The organism is Spirosoma luteolum (assembly GCF_054778875.1).
In genome coordinates this window covers 380,910-396,975 of the sequence record NZ_BAAGZE010000001.1, presented here as the reverse complement: position 1 = coordinate 396,975, position 16,066 = coordinate 380,910, and the positions used below count along the sequence as shown (strand labels likewise).

Sequence of the window (16,066 nt, the reverse complement as noted above, 5' to 3'; positions counted from 1 at the left end):
GCCAGACAAAGCAACAGCCCCTCTTCCGATCGGAAGCGGGGCTGTCGGTGCCAGAACCTTAAACACCACACGTTAAGCCCTACACTCAGAAACTATACCGGGCACCCAGCTGCATCTGCCAGCGCGAGCCCAGCGGATCGATCGAGTAGGGAGTGGTTGGACGCGACCAGGTGAAGGTCGGGTCGCCGGTGGTGGGGTTGGTGGCCCGGGCCAGCCCAACCGATGCCGTTGAGTTGAACGTATTGGGCGAGAAATACACGTAGCCCAGATTCTTGTTCACCAGATTCAGGAAGTTGATGATGTCGTACGAGAACTGGAGCGTGTGCTTGCCCTGCAGCTTGACCTCGTGCAGAAAGCGCAGGTCCATGGTGTTGTTCCAGGGTGTGCGGCCGGCGTTGCGCTCCGTGAAATTGCCCATCCGGCTGCTCAGGTACTTGTCGCTCTGCACATAGTTCATGAAATCCTGTGCCTGCGTGCCGGTTGGCAGCAGTCGCTGTGCTTCGGTCAGGTCTTTCGGAATGTACGCCAGGCTGTTGGCCTGCCCCGAGCCGTCGACGGTTGCGTTCACGTAGCCCCACGAGAAAGGCGAGCCCGACTGCAGCGCGTAGAACAGGGTAACAGTGGTGGCGTTGGTGTTGCTCCAGCCCAGCCGGTAGTTGATGGTGCCGACAATGCGGTGGCGAATGTCGAAGTTCGAATAAGCCAGCGATGGATTGTTGGGCGACAGGGCCTGGTTCAGCTGCCAGTTCGATTCCATCGAGTTGCGGATCCCGTTGGTCAGGTCGTACGATTTGCCGTAGGTGTAGGCGGCCGAGAAGCCGACGCCAGCCGGGAAGTTTTTCTGCACCTGACCCGTCAGGCTATAGCGATAGCCCTGGTTGGTGTTCGAGAGCAGGTAGGCGTTGGCGAAGTTGTTATCGATGCGCTGCGCGCCGGCCGAGCCGTTGGCGGCTACGTAGATCGGCTGCTGACGCTGGGTGTCGTAGCTGTAATACCGCACCACATCTTTGGTGTTGACCTGCTGGAATTTCAGATCCTGAATCACCTTCGTGTACAGGGCTTCGACCGTGAACTTGTAGCCATTGACTGTGTAGTCGACGGCGACGTTGTTGCGGAACATCTGCGGCATCTTGAAATTGTTGTCGATCAGGTCGACCTGCGTCCGGCGCACCCCGCCGTTGGCGGCATTGTTGTTGATGCCCAGCGCACCACCCGGTGCCAGCGGATCGCCCACGAGTTTAGTGGCGGCCGTCGCGTTGTTGTTGAAGTCATAGGCGCCGTAGCCTACACCGTTGTTGTAGAAGGCATAACCCAGCCAGGCAAACGGAATCCGACCCGTGAAGAGCCCCGATCCACCCCGGATCACCAGCCGCTTGTCGCCCAGCACGTCGATGTTGAAGCCCAGTCGGGGCGACACCTGTACATTGTTCAGGTAGCTGTTGGTGAGCTGATTCAGGGGCGTGTAGGTGTAGGTCGTGCCGTAGTTCGGATCGCCGGTCGACGCTGCCACCTGCGGGCTCAGCGTCGGTTTGTTGGGCAGACCCGTATAGTCGAGCCGGATACCCGGCGACAGCTTGATGCGGTCCGATACCTGAATGTCGTCCTGCAGGTACAGGCTCATCAGGTTGACGTTGAAATGGGCGTAGGGGTTGTTCAACTGGGTATCGAGGTTGTTGCTGGCATCGCCGAACGGATACGAACCCCGCACCCGGTTGGGCAGCGACAGATTGCCAGGCGTACCGATGCCCAGAAACTGGTTGAGGTTACTGTACGAAATCCGGCCGTTGGGCGAGTTCACGAATCCGTAGTCGATCGTGTAAAACTCGTTGTGCGTACCCAGCGTGAAGGTGTTGATCCCCTTATAAAACGTAAAGTTGTCGGTCAGCTCGAACGTTTTCTGGCGCAGGTTGAATACCGAGGCTTCGCGGTCGTTGCCCAGGAAAATGGTGCCGCCGTTGTAGCCGATCTCGACCTGCGGGAACGTCCGCACGTTCGACAGCGTGGTGCGGTAGTCGTGTACGCTCGAATAGCCGGCAATCAAACTGTTGGAGGCCCGGCCGCCCAGCTGCGTTTTCAGTTCGGCCACGGTGCTCGTCTGGTTGTTGTTCTGACGGAAGTCGATGCTGCCGAAGCGGAAATTGGCCCCGTCGCGCTCGAGGTTGGTCGCTTCCGAGAACACCGTGTTGTTGCGGATACTCAGCTGGTTGCGGGCGTTGATGTTCCAGTCGAGCCGGTTGAAAAACTTGGTGCTTTTCGAATAGATCGAGTAATCGCCGTACGCACCGGCATCGAGGCCGTAGTTTGTTTTCACGAAATCGCTGATCTGCTGCGCTACGGCGGCATCTTTAATCAGCGACGAGGGCGAGCCGGCCTGAAACTGAACCGGGTCCTGCCGGTTGGTGATTTCTTCGTTGGTGAAGAAAAACAGCTTGTCTTTGATCAGCGGGAAACCAACCCGAACGCCCGTCTGGTATTCGTGGAAGCTGCTGGGCAGTTTTTCCCGGGTGCCCGATGCACCGTTCCAGGCGCCGACCAGCGCAGCCGACCGGCCGAAGCCATAGACCGAACCCGTTACGGTGTTGGTGCCGCTGCGGGTAACAGCGTTGACCGAGCCGCCCAGAAAGTTACCCAGCCGTACGTCGAAAGGGGCCACCGCTACCTGAATATCCTGAATGGCATCCAGACTGACGGGGTTGGTGCGGGTGCTGGAGCCGGGCTGCCCCGACGTGCCGGTCGATCCACCCAGCGACGGGCTGAAGCCGATGGCGTCGTTGTTGATGGCGCCGTCGATCGTTACGTTGTTGTAGCGGAAGTTAGTGCCGGCAAACGAGTTGTTGTTGCTCACCTGGGGCGACAGCCGGGTCATATCGGTCAGGCTGCGCGAGATGGTAGGCAGCCGGCGGATGGTCTCGCTGCCAATGCCAATACCGGCGCCCTGCCGGTCGCCGGCGCGGTTGCCTTTTACCACCACTTCGTTAAGCTGCGCGCTGGCATCTTCCAGCACCACGTTCAGGCTGGTCGTTTCGCCCAGCTGCAGCATGAGATCCGAGCGCGTGGCGGTCTTAAAGCTGACGTAGGAGATCGAGATTTCGTAGGGACCACCCGCATTCATGTTGTTGATGCGGTAGCGCCCTTCGGCGTCGGTAACGGTGGCGTATCGGGTGCCGGTGGGCGTGTAGAGCGCCTGTACGGTGGCGCCAATCAGGTTTTCATTTTTGGCGTCGGTGACATGGCCGGTCAGGCCGCTGGTTGTCACCTGTGCCCACAGTACGGTGTTGACTACGAAGGCAAAGAACAGTGTAAAACTGATGCGTTTCATGGAGATCGGATGTAGTTCCGCCACAAAGGTCAGTTGAAAACGGCCACCCGCTGTTACCGCAATATTATCCTGTGTTACCCCAGTATTACGGTCTTAACATTAGATTAAAATCTGATTAACACACTACGGGCTAAGTCGCTACTAATGAGCCTGAAAAGCGCATGCCCGGCTGGCTAACCAGACGGGCATGACTAAATGGGTGTCGGCTGAGTTACAGCTTCTCCTTAACTACTTTCACGTCTTTCTTGGCCTGATCTTTCAGCAGTTTGCCTTCTCCTTTCAGGCGGGCTTTGCGGTCGGCTTTCAGGGCTTCCCGGTCGCCGGTCATTTTGTCGGCCCGACGGGCCGCCTTGTTGGCTTCGAGGGCGGCCTTGTCGGTCGCTACCGTCGCTTTGGCATCGACAACGGCGGCTTTTTTCTTCATGGTGCCATCCTGAGCCTGGGCGGTGTACACACCAGCGGTCAGGGTTACGAGTAACGTGGCAATCAGGCGAATGGTTTTCATGGCGTTGGGCGCTTTGCTGCTTGTGGTTTTGAACGGGCAAAGCTATGGCTATAACCAAACTGGCTCACCGGCAGGTAGTTAAAAGGTGGTTAAACTTTGTCAGCGCCCGTGGCGACCCCGGCCCGGCCGGCGCCCGTGGGCATGGCCCAGACCGAGCAGGCCACCGGTGTCGGTTCGCTGAAACCCATAGCGCAGGTAAACGCCGTAGTAGGTTTTCGACGCGTCGTAGCGTTCGTTGCTGAAGTCGAAATAGCCCGAAATAAGGCCGATGCCGAAACGGGGCGCAAGCTGGGCAAAGATGCTGTAGCTTAGCTCGAGCATCAGACTACCCTGGCTATCGAAAAGCCGGCCCGCGCCGAGGGTCATCTCACTGGCAAATGGTCCGTAGTTACCCACGTCCATCGTCACACGGCCTTCCAGAAAAAAGGTGGTGTCGGGGCGGAAGGTGCTGCGCCCGGCGGCCACGCCCAGGTCGATCACGTTGAACGATTTACCCACCTCGACTGACTGGGCTGCCCGGTCGGCCAGTTTGCCGGCACCCGTATAAATGCCGAAGGGCAGGCTGCGGGCATACCAGGGCGCCTGTTTCAGGTTGAAGGGCGACCGGGTGGTGTCGGCAGCAGGCGCGGTCTGCGCAAGGGCCATCGCTGCGTAGCTACACAGCAGGGTCAGGAAAAGTCGGAGCATCGGGCCGGGGTTTATTGCGTGGCAAAAGCTACTCAATAAACCGGTCTGCCAAACAGCGACGGCTGGTCAGAGTACCAGCTCGGTATAGAGCCGGTCGAGGGTCAGGGCGGGGTCGTCGCACAGGCCGGGGTGTACGGGCGAGGTCTGCACCACGGTGCTGCGGGCCGCCGTGAGCCACCGAAACCGGCTGGCCACGGGCAGCTGCCCGATGGGGCCACCCTCGCGCCGACCGGCACAGACGCGCTCGAACGCCCGCAGGCGGTGGTGCAGTTCGTCGAGGTCGACCTCGGCACAGAGCGCCCGCAACCGTTGCTCGGGCAGGCTGAACCGGGTCTGCAGAAAGCCCTGCGCCTGGCAGTACAGAATGACGCCCACATTCATAAACTCCTGCCGTTCTACGCGGGGCATGACCCGGATCACGGCGTATTCAAACAAGTGCTTTTCTGGCATGTTGGGCTTCGCTGACAAAATTGGCGGACGTGGCAAGGCGGTTTTCGAGAAACTGGCGGTATTGCCGGCGCCGGTCTTCGGCCGACTCGTCGGCATCTTCGGTGAGCCATTCGTCCGGAATGAGGGCTACGATAGCCGCGATTCGATCGGGGGTAAGCTGCTGCCGGAAAGCCGCGTCGACGGCGTCGAGCTCGCTGGCCTGGGGCAGCAGCACGTGGTCTTTCACCTGCACAAAGGCGTTCTGACTGCGTTCCCACCAGCCCGGACCGGTGTGGTGCAGGTAAAGCGCGGCCCCGTGGTCGATCAGCCAGAGTTCTTTATGCCACATGAGCAGGTTGGTGTTGCGGGCCGTTCGGTCGACGTTGAGCGTAAAGCAGTCGAGCCACACGATCTGCGATGCCAGCAGCGGGTCGACGGTGGTGACGAGCGGATCGAAGGTGATGGCGCCCGAGAGGTAGTGCAGCGCCAGGTTGAGGCCCACGCTGGCCCGCAGCAAATCCTGAATTTCTTCGTCGGGCTCGGTACGGGCAAAGGCCGCGTCGAGGTTCGAGAACACGATTTCGGGAATGCGCAGACCCAGCAGCCGGGCCAGTTCGCCCACGATCAGTTCGGCCACCAGGGCTTTGGCACCCTGCCCGGCCCCTCTGAATTTTTCGACGTACAGAAAATCGTCGTCGGCTTCGACCAGGGCCGGAAGCGACCCGCCTTCGCGCAGCGGGGTCACGTAGCGCGTCACACTGACGGTGCGGAGTTGAGGAGGACGGTATGCCACAGACTACAACGGGGTTAAACAAACAGAAAAGCGACAGCGGCTCAGGCCGGCCGGTCGAGGTAATGCACCGAACTGCTGGTGCCGTGGGTGGCCAGGTTCACCTCGCGGTACCCAACGCGGTAACTCGCGATCTCAAAATCGGGCGTGTCGGCCCGCAGCTGCACATAGGTCGACGGGCTAAGGAGTGTCAGCAGATTGCCCCGCTGTACAATGCGATCGATGTGATAATGCCCGCACACCACCGTGACATGGCACGGCAGGTCTTTAACCAGTTCGACGAAGGTATCGGACGGCCGGAACGGCCCCAGCCGGTCCATCGCCTGCATATCGGCGGGTACGGGCGGGTGGTGCATAAACACGACCAGATTGGTATCGCGCAGCAGCTTCATGTAATCGCGCAGCCAGGCCCACTGGCCTTCCGAAAACGTGGCTTTCGATGAATCGAGAAACAGGGCGGGGCGACCCTCCAGCGCCAGGGCATAATACAGTTCGCCATCGTGCAGGTCGCGGGTGCGGTCGAAGGCTGCTGCCATCAGGGCCGCATCGTCGTGGTTGCCCGGAATCACGTAGGTTGGCCAGGGGTACTTCCGGGTTTCGGCCCGAATCCAGTCGTAGATCGACGCGTCGCCCGCCTGATTGCAGAGGTCGCCCCCCAGCACCAGGCAGTTGGGTTTGGTAGCCGCAATGGCCGCCAGGGTGTCGAGAAAGTTCTGCCGGACATCGACACCCTGCGGATGTTCGCCCGCCTGGTCGATGTGAATGTCGGTGAGGAACGCTATGCGCATGGGGAATGGGGGTTACGATTGGCGAAGAAAGAGGAAGTCGCCGGCAGACAGAGACGCTGGACGGTAGCCTTTGGACAGTAGACGAAAGAAGCAGGCCTGGCGACTGTACAGGCCTGGACGCTGTGTCAGTCAGTCGCCCGTTCGCTCGGTACCGCCCTGCGTCTTGGCTTCGTTCCAGTACACATCCATTTCGGCCAGCGTCATATCGCGCAGGGCTTTGCCGGTGGCCCGCGCCTGCTCCTCGATATACTGAAACCGCCGGATAAACTTCTTGTTGGTGCGTTCGAGCGCCGTTTCGGGATTGATGTCGAGAAACCGGGCGTAATTAACGAGGGAGAACAGCAGATCGCCAAATTCGCCCTCGGCCCGTTCGGCGTCGATGGGGGCGCTGTTGCCCGCCTGGTCGATGCTGAACTCGGCCTTGAACTCCTGCATCTCTTCTTCGACCTTGGCCCACACCTGCTCTTTCTCGTCCCAGTCGAAGCCGGCTCCGCGGGCTTTTTCCTGAATGCGCATGGCCTTGACCAGCGCCGGCAGCGAGCCCGGTACGCCCCCCAGCACCGATTTGTTGCCTTCTTTCAGTTTCAGTTGTTCCCAGTTGGCTTTTACCTGCGCTTCGGTATCGGCCACCACGGTGTTGCCACTGGCGTCGCCGTAGATGTGGGGGTGCCGGCTGATGAGCTTGTCGCACACGCTGTTGAGCACATCGGCCACGTCGAAGCGATCGGGCGAATCGGCGGGCAGCTCCGACGCGATTTTGGCGTAGAACACCAGGTGCAGCTGAATGTCGCCCAGTTCCTTGCGAATCTCGGGTAAATCCCGGTTCAGAATGGCGTCCGAGAGTTCGTAGGTTTCTTCGATGGTGAGGTGGCGCAGGCTCTCGAGCGTTTGCTTCCGGTCCCAGGGACACTGGGCCCGCAGTTCGTCCATGATGGTCAGGAGCCGGTCGAAAGCCAGTAGTTGCTGCTGACGGCGGGGCGTCAGCTGGCGGAAGTCGGTAGGAGCGTTCATTACTCCCATAAGGCATTTGGCCGCGTATTGGTTTAGGCCCCGGCCGTTTTTTGTAGGCGACCGGGGTAAGGGGGCTAGCGTTTGGTCAGCCGTTTCACCTGCCGTCCCTGGTTGGTCTGGAGGCTGTACAGGTACTGCCCGGTGGGCAGGCCCGCCCCGCTGAGCTGAACGCTATAATTGCCGGCATCGACTGTACCCTCACGCAGCACCCTGATTTCGCGCCCCAGCATATCGTACAGACTTAACCGAACGGGCCCGCCCTGCTGCAGCGTAAACTGAATTTCGGTGGTGTCGTCGACGGGGTTAGGCGTGTTCTGACCCAGTGCCACGGGGCCTTCGGTCAGGGTCAGGGCGGGGGCCTGCCGGAAAATGGGTAGTGTCTCGAACGAGCGGCCCAGAATCTGCCCCGTCAGGGCCGTGTCGACGCCCAGGTGGTCGCGCAGTACGCTGGCGTAGACCTGCCGGAACTCGTGCACGAATTTCAGATCGCCGTTGCTGTCGAGGTCGGCCAGGTTAGGGGCCATGCCGATCAGCCCTCCGCGCACGGGTGCCCCTGCCACGAAGAGCGGAGCCGCCGTGCCGTGGTCGGTACCGGTAGTGCTGTTCTGGTTGACACGCCGGCCAAACTCCGAAAACGTCATCACCGTTACGCGGTTGGCCAGGTTCTGTTTGGTGAGGTCTTTAACAAAAGCGCCCACGGCCTCGGCCACGGTTTTGAGCAGCGTGGCATGCTGCCCCGCCACGGTATTGCCACTCGTGACCTGATTGGCGTGGGTGTCGAAACCGCCCTGTGTGGTCATGTACACGGGGGTGTTGAGGCCCCCGGCAATCAGCTCGGCCACAATGGCCAGTTGTTTGGCCAGTCCCGTGTTGGGATAAGTTACTGCATTTTTGCCCTTGTCGGCTTTCTGCTTGATCACGTCGGAATACTGGATCGACTGGGTGGCAATCTGCCGCAGAAAGCGCAGTTCATCGCCCGCCGGCGTATTCGGAATCACGTCGGTATCGGCGCTGCTGCCCTTCACGAGCTGGTAAAACGTGTCGGGGTTGTCGAACACCGTTGCCATCGACCCGGCCTGGCTCTGCATCACCAGCGACTCGACCGACCCAAGCTGGATGGCCATCGGCTGGTCGGGCAGGGCAACGGGGTAGGCAGGATAACGCTGGGCCAGGTAGCGTCCCACCCAGCCATCGGTCAGCACCTGCGCCGAGTCGGAGCCAGTCATCCAGATATCCGTCGAGCGGAAGTGGGAGCGGTTGGGCGAGGCATAGCCCACGTTCTGCACGATGCTCAGCTGGGCATTGTCATACAGGTCGCGGAAGGCCTGTAGCGACGGATTGAGTCCCAGCTGATCGGTCAGGGGCAGTACCTTGTCGCGGGCCAAGGCAATGGCAGGGCGTTTCTGGTAATAGATGTCGTTGCCAAAGGGCACCACGGTATTGAGCCCGTCGTTGCCGCCCTGCAGCTGCACCAGCACCAGTATATTGCCATTGGTACCTTCGAGGGCGAACTGCAGCGGGTTGTGCGCATAGGCGCGCAGCGGAACCCCCTGCATACCGAAGGCCACCCCGCCCGATAACAGGCCCAGTTGTCGGATAAATTCAGAACGTGTCATGTGCTGGCTGGTCGGAGGGTGGGCTAGTTAAGCTGGTATTCGGGCTGGCGGAAAAGGGCTTTCAGAAGTTTCTGCACCCGCAGATCGGCCATCGGCGTATTGGTCGACCAGTTGCTGACGATGGTACCGTCGAGCATAGTGTCGAGGAGTTGCTGCTGCCGGGTGGCGTTGAGCGGAAACTGCAGCAGCAGGCTGGTCATGTCGCGCACCAGCGCCGGGGCATCTTCCGACGTAGTGAAGCTGCGGGCAAAATCGAGCGCGTTGAGCGCGCCCGTGACCACCTGGCCCGTACTTCGGCGCCCGGTTACGAGCGCATCGGTAAAGCCGGCCCGGGCGGGGTAGGTGTTGGAGCTGATCCAGTTGCGCTGCCCCGGCCAGCCCGCCACGTTGGGTGGGAAAAACAACCGCTGCTGCAGCACGGCAGCCGTATCGGCCAGAAACGTCCGGTCGATGCTGGTCAGGCCCAGCTGCTTAACTGTACCCACCACTATATCGGTCGGCGATTTGATGCGACCACCCCGGTAGTCGGGCCGGTAAAACTCCTCGGCAGTCAGCATAAACTGCAACACCGGCTTCAGCTGGTAATTGGCCTGCCGGAAAACCGTGGCCATGTCGCTTATAAACGCTTCGTTGGGTTTGTAGTACACAAACTCGGTGTAGAGCTTTCGGCAAATAAACGCAGCCGCAGCGGGCCTGGTCAGAATAACGTCGACGATGTCGGCATAGGTGAAGTTGCCGGTCTGTCCCAGAAAGGTTTTGGGGGTATCGGCCCAGTTGGCTTTGGTAAAAACGGCTTTCAGTCCATCGACGCGCCAGCCGGTCAGGGCCAGTGCGGCCTGCTTAATGTCGGTTTCGGTGTAGTTGCCGATGCCCAGCGTGAAGAGTTCGAGGAGCTCGCGGCCGTAGTTTTCGTTGGGCGCGTTTTTGGTGCTCTGCCGGCCGTCGAGGTAGATGAGCATGGCCGGATCGATGGTAACGGCTTTGGTCAGCTGCCGGAAATCGCCGAAGGCATACTGCCGGAACAGCGTCTGCTGCTGGTACATGTGCTGCGGAAACGTAACCTTGTCGCGGGCCGAGGTGAAGTGGTTGTGCCAGAACAGCACCATCTTTTCGCGCATGCTGGTGCCTTCGGTCAGCATCCGGTCGAGCCACCAGCTGGTCAGATCGCGGTAGCGGGTCTGGTCGGTGGCATTTTGCCCGGCCACAGGGGTTTCGGCTACCCAGTCGGCGGGGGGCGCGGGCTGGGGTCGGTCGGCCAGCAGTTCGCGGCTGACAAAATCGGCTGCCGACGGATAGGTGAGGGCGCGGGCCAGGTCAGACCGGGTGTACCCAAACAGGGTACGGGTCAGCAGATGTCGGGCCGTGTCGGTGTTCCAGACGGGCATACAAGCAGAGCCTTAAACGGAGACGAAGTGAGTAAAATAACGGATGCCGGCTGGTGTGGAAGGCGCCTGATAGCCGGGCCCAGGCCCGGGCCGGAGCGCCTGCCAAAGATACAGCGGCTACCCGTTTGGAGGCATTAATAAGCTGTTAATCAGCTAATATTTTTACGCTTCCGGCTTCGCTCGTCAGGCCAGAGTCGGCGTTTTTCGCCGTCGGGGAACAATAGGTATAAACTGACGCCGGATCCGGTTACGCTGGGCCGGGGTCAGGGCACCCGAGAATAGCTGGATCCCCATCACATTGGCCGCAAACACGACGTCTGCCGTGGCCAGTGCATCGAATCGAAAGTGGCCTTCCTGCTGGCCGGGGAACAGCCGTACCAGCTGCCGGCGGGCAATGCCGTTGACGCAGCCTGTGCTCAGGGCCGGGGTGTGCAACACGCCGTTGCGAAACCAGAACAGGTTAGACGCCAGGCATTCGGCCAGGCAGCCGTCGGTATCGAGCAGCAGTACATCCTCAAAGCCGTGCTGCACTTTGTAGCGACCCGCCAGCACATATGGTAGCGCATTCAGGGTTTTGTAGGCCGAAACAGGCGAACTATAGAGTCTATATGCATCATATATGCCTATTTTTGACTTATTTGTCACCGTAAAGGGTTGGCCCGGTGCTGTGGTGATGAGCAGGTTGGCGGCTGATGTTGCGGGTGTGTACAGGCCGCCGGGCTGGCGCCATACCTGGAGTTTGATGCGAACAGGGCCGCCTTCGGGGTGGTTGGTAGCAATCAGCTGCCCGATGCGCTCGTACAGCCCATCGGGCGTTTGCCCGCCGGGCAGCTGCAGATCCAGCGCGTTCATGCCCGCCCGGAGCCGCTCGGCATGGTCGGGCCAGAACCAGAGTCGCCCGGCTTCGTAGCGAATGGTTTCGAACAGGCCATCACCGTACTGAAACGCCCGGTCGCCGGCTGTCAGGCCAAACGCATCGTGGGCAAGCATATCCGAATTATAAACCAGGTTCATGGCGGTTTTGAGCCGCTTATCCGAAAACGGCACAAGCGCCAAAGGTAAGTTCGTAACATTGATGCATCAAAATCTACCCACTATGTGCGTGCCAACGATACCAACCGGCCTGCTGTCCGGCCTGCTTCTGTTCTCCAGCCTGACAGTATCGGTGGCCCAGACCGGCGTTCTGTCGCCGGGGCGGTCTGAAACGCCGGCCACCACCGGCCGGCTTGGTCTGCAGCAGTGTATCGACATCGCCCGGCAGAATAACATTCAGATCAAGCAGGGCCAGCTCACCGTCAGCAACAGCGATCTGCAGCTTCGGCAGTCGCGGCTGAATCTGCTGCCGTCGACCCAGTTTCAGGCCAACCAGGGGCTCAACGGGGGGCGCAGTATCAACCCCCAGTCAAACCAGTTTGTGCAGCGGTCGATTACGTCGGGCAGCTATCAGCTCAACGCATCGGCCACGCTCTACAACGGGATGGTCCTGCGCAATACCATCAAGCAGAATGAACTGGCGCTGCAGGCCAGCCAGGAAGAACTGAACGCCACCGGCAACAATGTGGGGCTGACCGTGGCGCAGAATTACCTGAACACGCTGACCGGCCAGGAGCAGCTGCAGATTGCCCAGCGGCAGGCCGATGTGACGCGGGCGCAGCTAAGCCGCACCGAGCGCCTGGTGGCGGCCGGCTCGGCACCCGAAGCAAACCTCTACGAACTGCGGGCCACGCTGGCCAGCAATGAACTTGAGATCGTGAACGCCCAGAATACGCTCGACCTGGCCAAGGTGGGGCTTATGCAGGCGATGAACATACCGATCGAACAGGGTATCGAAATCGAGCCCGTCGCCATACCCGACCCCAACCTAGATCCGTATCCGGCGGCTACGCAGCAGTTGTTTGAGCGTGCGGCCTCGACCCTGCCCGAAGTAAAGGGGGCCGATCTGCGGGTGCGCAGTGCGGCTCTGGGCGTGCAGGTGGCCAAGGGTGGGCTGTATCCGATTCTGTCGCTCAACGGAAACCTCAGTACGCTGTATTCGAGCGCGGCCACGCAGGCCGTACCCAACGGCAGCAGTCAGCAGATCATCGTGGGGTATTTTACCGACCCCACCACCGGCACCCAGCAGCCCATCTACAACACCTCGCCGGGCTTCGATCTGGCCGGTACCCGTTTCGCCGATCAGCTTGGCAACAACTTCAACCGGGCGCTGACGCTGTCGCTGCGGGTGCCCATTTTTCAGGGTAATCTGTCGCGCAACCGCATCACCACGGCCCGTATTCAGCAGCAGAACGCCGAGCTGACGGCGCAGAACACGCGCCTGCAGCTGCGGCAGCAGATCGAAACGGCGTACACCAACATGCGGGCGGGAGCCAACCGCTACCGGGCCACGCAGCTGCAGGTAGCCTCGCTGGAACGGGCGTTTCAGGCCGCCGAGAGCCGGCTCAACGCGGGGGCCATCAACGCCACCGACTACAGCATCGCCAAAACCAACCTCGACCGGGCCCGGGCTCAACTCGTGCAGGCGAAGTACGACTACGTGTTCCGCACCAAAATTCTGGATTACTACCAAAACAAACCGCTTGCCTTTAATTAACTAGCTGACCGGTGGCCGCCGGGCCGCTTCTCGTAACGGGTTACTTTTCTCTCTATGAAAAAATCGAATCGCATCTGGTGGATACTGGGCATCCTGATCGTCCTGATTGCCGGCGGCCTGATGGCGGCCAAACAAATGGGCGTTATTGGTAAACCCCAGGCCAATGAAGTTGACTTTGCCACTGTCAAAACAGTCGATATCACCGAACGCGTCAGTGCGTCGGGGCGGGTGCAGCCGCAGGTCGAAGTGAAAATCAGCCCCGATGTATCGGGCGAAATTATTGGCCTGTATGTCAACGAAGGCGATCCGGTGAAGGCGGGGCAGCTGCTGTGCCGCATCCGGCCCGACAACTACGAGTCGATGATGGCCCGTTCGAAAGCAACTGTCAACCAGAGCCGGGCGCAGCTCGAACAGTCGAAAGCATCGGTGGCGCAGTCGGGTGCCCGGCTGATTCGGGCCAAGGCCGACTACGACCGGAATAAAAAGCTGCTGGCCGACAAGGTGATTTCGTCGGCCGATTTCGAAACCAGCGAAGCCAACTACAACGTGGCCAGACAGGAGGTCGAAGCCGCCAAAGCCAGCGTGCGCGCGGCCCAGTTCAGCATCCAGAGTGCCGAAGCCAGTCTGCGCGATGCCAGCGAAAACCTGCGCAAAACAACCATTTACGCGCCGGTAGCCGGCACCGTATCGAAACTGAACGTCGAGCTGGGCGAACGCGTGGTGGGTACGTCGCAGATGGCCGGTACCGAGATCATGCGCATTGCCAACCTGCAGAATATGGAAGTGCGGGTCAATGTCAACGAAAACGACATCGTTCGCGTCAACCTGGGCGATACGGCCGATATCGAAGTCGACTCGTACACCACGGCCAACCGCAAGTTCAAGGGGGTGGTCTACGAAATTGCCAACACCGCCAACGGACTGGCATCGGGCACGGGGGCCGCGGCTGCGCTTTCGTCGGATGCCGTGACGGAGTTTGAGGTGAAAGTGAAAATCCTGAATAATTCCTATGCCGACCTGCTGGCCGAAAAAGATAAAAAAGGATATCCGTTCAAGCCGGGCATGACGGCCTCGGTCGACATCATTACCGACCGCCGGCCGGGTGTGCTGGCCGTACCAATCGCAGCCGTGACCACCCGCGGCACCGATACCGACGCAACGGGCGAAAAAGTGGGCGACGAGGGCAACGACGATGCGGAAGAAACTAAAAAAGAAACCGACGCCCCCGTTAAGAAAGAGCAGCCCAAAGAACTGGTTTTTGTAAACGAAGGCGGCAAGGCCACCCCTCGTTTTGTGAAGACCGGCATCAGCGACTACGAAAACATTCAGATTCTGTCGGGCCTCAAAGCGGGCGAACAGGTGGTGTCGGGACCGTTTATTGCGGTGTCGAAAAAGCTGAAGAAGGGCGACCTGATTACGAAACGCGACCCGAAGAAGGCGAAGAAAACCGACGAGAAAGAGGAGGAGTAACCCTTGCCCGGTAACCCAGCTCCGTTGTCAGCGCCCGGTATATTGCCGGGCGCTTTTTCTTTTCAGGGTTAATCGCTCACGCTCGCTCATGAACCGTCTGCTGCTTTGCCTGCTGCTGGCCCTGCTTATGTCCCGCCCGATGGCCGCCCAAACGTACCAGCCCACCTGGGCATCCATCGACAGCCGGCCCGTGCCGGCCTGGTTCGAAAACGCCAAGTTTGGTATCTTCATTCACTGGGGGCTGTTCTCGGTACCAGCCTTTGGCCCCACCGCCCGCGATGGGGTGGGCGTCTACGACCGCTATGCCGAATGGTACTGGCAGAAATCGACCGATCCCAAATCGCCAACCTACGCCATCTTCAACCGGTTTCAGGACCGCGTCTACGGCAAGGATGTCAAATACCCGGATTTTGTGAAGGGCTTCACCTGCGAGCTGTTCAAACCCGATGAGTGGGCCGAACTGTTCAGGCAGGCGGGCGCGCGCTACGTGGTGCTGACCAGCAAACACCACGAAGGCTTCACGCTCTGGCCCTCGGCCCAGTCGTGGAACTGGAACGCCGTCGACGTGGGGCCGCATCGCGATCTGGCGGGCGATCTGATGAAGGCGGTGCGGGCTAAGGATTTGCGCATGGGCTACTACTACTCGCTCTACGAGTGGTTCAATCCGCTCTACAAACGGGATGTCAACGCTTACGTGGACCAGCACATGTTGCCGCAACTGAAAGACCTCGTTACGCGCTACAAACCCGACGTGGTCTGGACCGATGGCGAATGGGACCACCCGAGCGAGACCTGGAAAAGCACCGAGTTTCTGGCCTGGCTCTACAACGAGTCGCCGGTGAAAAACGACGTGGTGGTCAACGACCGCTGGGGCAAGGAAACGCGCTCGAAACACGGCGGTATTTACACGACCGAATACGATCTGGTGCACGATGCCAACTCGGCCGGTATGACGTTTAGCCACCCCTGGGAAGAATGCCGGGGCATTGGCTCGTCGTTTGGCTACAACCGCGCCGAAAACCTCGACGACTACTCGACCAGCACCCAACTGGTGGGTATGCTGATCGACAAGGTGGCGCGGGGTGGTAACCTGCTGCTCAACATCGGACCCACGGCCGATGGTCGTATTCCGGTGATCATGCAGCAGCGCCTGCGCGATATAGGCGACTGGCTGGCCGTCAACGGCGAAGCGATCTACGACACCCGCAAGTGGGACGCGGCTCCGGCCGTTACGCCCAAAACAACGGTCTACTACACCCGGAAAGGTACCGATCTGTACGCCATCTGCACCCAGTGGCCCACGCAGCCCCTGGCTGTACCGCTGGCCAGAAAGCCCGCCCGGGTTACGCTGCTGGGCTATAAAGGAGCCGTAACGCTCAGCAACGGCAAGATTGTGCCCCCGGCTATTACGCCGGCTACCATACCCTGCCAGCACGCCTGGACGTTTAAGCTGGCCGGGGTGCTGTAGCCGCTGTC

General features: G+C 60.3%; 13 protein-coding genes. 3 read left to right on the top strand and 10 right to left on the bottom strand.

Features of this window, described 5'->3' with window-relative positions; translation table 11 throughout:
* Positions 1 to 85 precede the first annotated feature (85 nt).
* The 10 genes from ACYVAC_RS01735 to ACYVAC_RS01690 all read right to left on the bottom strand — a co-directional run bounded on the left by ACYVAC_RS01735 (position 86) and on the right by ACYVAC_RS01690 (position 11,577).
* A complete protein-coding gene (locus tag ACYVAC_RS01735; protein WP_461095820.1) occupies positions 86 to 3,319 on the bottom strand; it encodes a TonB-dependent receptor in 3,234 nt (1,077 codons plus the stop codon).
* Between the two features lie 211 nt (positions 3,320 to 3,530).
* Positions 3,531 to 3,824 carry a hypothetical protein gene (locus ACYVAC_RS01730; RefSeq protein ID WP_461095819.1) on the bottom strand — a complete coding sequence of 98 codons (294 nt, stop codon included), beginning with the start codon at positions 3,822 to 3,824 and terminating at the stop codon, positions 3,531 to 3,533.
* 99 nt (positions 3,825 to 3,923) lie between these two features.
* Entirely contained in the window at positions 3,924 to 4,511 is a 588-nt protein-coding gene (locus tag ACYVAC_RS01725) for a hypothetical protein (protein ID WP_461095818.1), read from the bottom strand.
* 66 nt (positions 4,512 to 4,577) lie between these two features.
* Positions 4,578 to 4,961, bottom strand: a complete 384-nt coding sequence (locus ACYVAC_RS01720) for a DUF3037 domain-containing protein (protein WP_461095817.1) — start codon at positions 4,959 to 4,961, stop codon at positions 4,578 to 4,580.
* On the bottom strand, positions 4,939 to 5,733 hold the full coding sequence (locus ACYVAC_RS01715) for a HipA family kinase (RefSeq protein WP_461095816.1): 795 nt from the start codon (positions 5,731 to 5,733) through the stop codon (positions 4,939 to 4,941). Before ACYVAC_RS01715 ends, ACYVAC_RS01720 begins: the two co-directional genes overlap by 23 nt.
* 41 nt (positions 5,734 to 5,774) lie before the next feature.
* Complete coding sequence (locus ACYVAC_RS01710) at positions 5,775 to 6,518, bottom strand: metallophosphoesterase family protein (protein ID WP_461095815.1); 744 nt, start codon at positions 6,516 to 6,518, stop codon at positions 5,775 to 5,777.
* A gap of 129 nt (positions 6,519 to 6,647) precedes the next feature.
* On the bottom strand, positions 6,648 to 7,529 hold the full coding sequence (mazG, locus tag ACYVAC_RS01705) for a nucleoside triphosphate pyrophosphohydrolase (protein WP_461095814.1): 882 nt from the start codon (positions 7,527 to 7,529) through the stop codon (positions 6,648 to 6,650).
* Positions 7,530 to 7,603: 74 nt separating this feature from the next.
* Entirely contained in the window at positions 7,604 to 9,145 is a 1,542-nt protein-coding gene (locus ACYVAC_RS01700) for a DUF1501 domain-containing protein (protein ID WP_461095813.1), read from the bottom strand.
* Between the two features lie 23 nt (positions 9,146 to 9,168).
* Positions 9,169 to 10,530 carry a DUF1800 domain-containing protein gene (locus tag ACYVAC_RS01695; protein WP_461095812.1) on the bottom strand — a complete coding sequence of 454 codons (1,362 nt, stop codon included), beginning with the start codon at positions 10,528 to 10,530 and terminating at the stop codon, positions 9,169 to 9,171.
* A 183-nt stretch (positions 10,531 to 10,713) separates the two neighbouring features.
* Positions 10,714 to 11,577: an aminotransferase class IV gene (locus tag ACYVAC_RS01690; protein WP_461095962.1), complete on the bottom strand. Its 864-nt coding sequence runs from the start codon at positions 11,575 to 11,577 to the stop codon at positions 10,714 to 10,716.
* A gap of 49 nt (positions 11,578 to 11,626) precedes the next feature.
* Between ACYVAC_RS01690 and ACYVAC_RS01685 the strand changes: the two genes are divergently transcribed.
* The 3 genes from ACYVAC_RS01685 to ACYVAC_RS01675 all read left to right on the top strand — a co-directional run bounded on the left by ACYVAC_RS01685 (position 11,627) and on the right by ACYVAC_RS01675 (position 16,058).
* Positions 11,627 to 13,120 carry a TolC family protein gene (locus ACYVAC_RS01685; protein WP_461095811.1) on the top strand — a complete coding sequence of 498 codons (1,494 nt, stop codon included), beginning with the start codon at positions 11,627 to 11,629 and terminating at the stop codon, positions 13,118 to 13,120.
* Between the two features lie 54 nt (positions 13,121 to 13,174).
* Positions 13,175 to 14,590 (top strand): efflux RND transporter periplasmic adaptor subunit, encoded by a 1,416-nt coding sequence (locus ACYVAC_RS01680; RefSeq protein WP_461095810.1) that lies wholly within the window; start codon positions 13,175 to 13,177, stop codon positions 14,588 to 14,590.
* Between the two features lie 88 nt (positions 14,591 to 14,678).
* Positions 14,679 to 16,058: an alpha-L-fucosidase gene (locus ACYVAC_RS01675; protein WP_461095809.1), complete on the top strand. Its 1,380-nt coding sequence runs from the start codon at positions 14,679 to 14,681 to the stop codon at positions 16,056 to 16,058.
* The last annotated feature ends 8 nt before the right edge of the window (positions 16,059 to 16,066 follow it).